Consider the following 1,434-nt stretch of genomic DNA (forward strand, 5'->3'; position numbering starts at 1 on the left):
GCCCTGACCTTCGACCGCGCGGCCACCGCCCGCGCTGCCGCCGCCGCGTTCTCCCACGAGCGGCGGATCGACCGGGTCGAGGCGCGGTTGAGGGCGCTCCCGGTCGGGGTGGCCGGATGATCGGGATGTACGCCCACCATCACGGCAGTGGCCACCTCCAGCGCGCGTTCGCGGTCGCCGCCGATGTGGACGACGAGGTCACCATCCTGACCTCGGCGAACGTCGAAGCCGCGACGAACCCGGATCCCTCTCGCATCCGGGTGCTCCCCCTGCCACTGGATCACGACGGGCCGGGTGCGGTGGCGGAGCCCGACCGGCCGGTCCTCGAGCCGACCGCCGGCGGCCGGTTGCACTGGGCCCCGCTGGGGCAGCCGGGCCTGAGACGACGGACGGCGATGCTGACCGGATGGATCGACACCCACCGGCCCACCGTGATGTGGACGGACATCTCCGTCGAGGTCACGCTCGCCACGCGGCTGACGGGCACCCCCGTCGTCTCCACCGTTCTCCCCGGACGGCGCGACGACGTCCCCCACACCCTCGCGCACGGGGTGTGCTCGGCCCTGGTCGCCGGGTGGCCTCGCTCAGCCGGTGCTCCCGTCCCCGCCGGGGCGACCGAACCGCTGATCCCGGTGGGCGGGGTGTCGCGGTTCGCCGGCCGCCACCCCGAACAGGCCGACGGAGGACACGGCCGCCCTCGGGTGCTGCACCTGCGGGGAAGCGGGGGATCCGGTCGCGACCGGAGGTGGGATGCGGTCCGCGACGAGCTCGATGGTGTGGAGTGGGTGGAGCTCGGGGGACCCGGTGGTCGCTGGGTGTCTGATCCGTGGGGCGAACTGTGCCGCGCCGACGTGGTCATCAGCGCGGCCGGTCAGAGTTCGGTGGCCGACCTCGCGGCCGCCGACGCCCACGTCGTCGCGGTCCCCGAGGAGCGGCCCTTCGGCGAGCAGGACGACACCGCGGGGAAGCTCGACGGGCTCGGCCACGGCGCCGTGGTCGGTCGTGACTCCACCGTCGCGCACCTCGTCCGCGCGGTGCGGCGGACCCTCGAACGCTCCCGGTCGACGCCCGGGGCGGGTTCCGGGCTGCGCGAGGCCTGGGAGATCGACGGCGCGGCAGGGCGGTTGGCCGCGGTGCTGGAGACGGTCGCGGCGGACTCGATGGTCGGTGCCCGATGACACGCCGCGATCCCACCCCGTCATCGGTCGCCGTGGTGACCGTGTGTACCCCCACGCGGGCCGATCACCTGTGGTCGCAGCGGCGCGCGCTCGACGAGCACCTGCCCGGTGCCCGTCACGTGGTGGTTCTTCCGGAGCGCCCCGGTGGCGACGACCTGGCCGCCGAGCTCCTCGCGGACGGCGCGGACCCACTGGAGGTCCCGGCGGGGCCGGACCTGCCGGTTGCCCGCTGCCGCAACGCGGGCGGGGACCGGGC

The 1,434-nt window shown here is 75.3% G+C and carries 1 protein-coding gene and 1 pseudogene; both read left to right on the top strand.

Annotated elements, in window-relative coordinates:
* The first annotated feature begins 116 nt into the window (after positions 1-116).
* Complete coding sequence (locus IY392_RS15480; protein WP_107757686.1) at positions 117-1,178, top strand: glycosyltransferase; 1,062 nt, start codon at positions 117-119, stop codon at positions 1,176-1,178.
* Positions 1,175-1,434 (top strand): annotated as a pseudogene (locus IY392_RS15485) (glycosyltransferase family 2 protein); the annotation flags it as partial. The gene IY392_RS15480 and the pseudogene IY392_RS15485, both read left to right, overlap by 4 nt.

This window comes from Dietzia sp. SYD-A1, from assembly GCF_015356725.1.
GTDB lineage: Bacteria > Actinomycetota > Actinomycetes > Mycobacteriales > Mycobacteriaceae > Dietzia.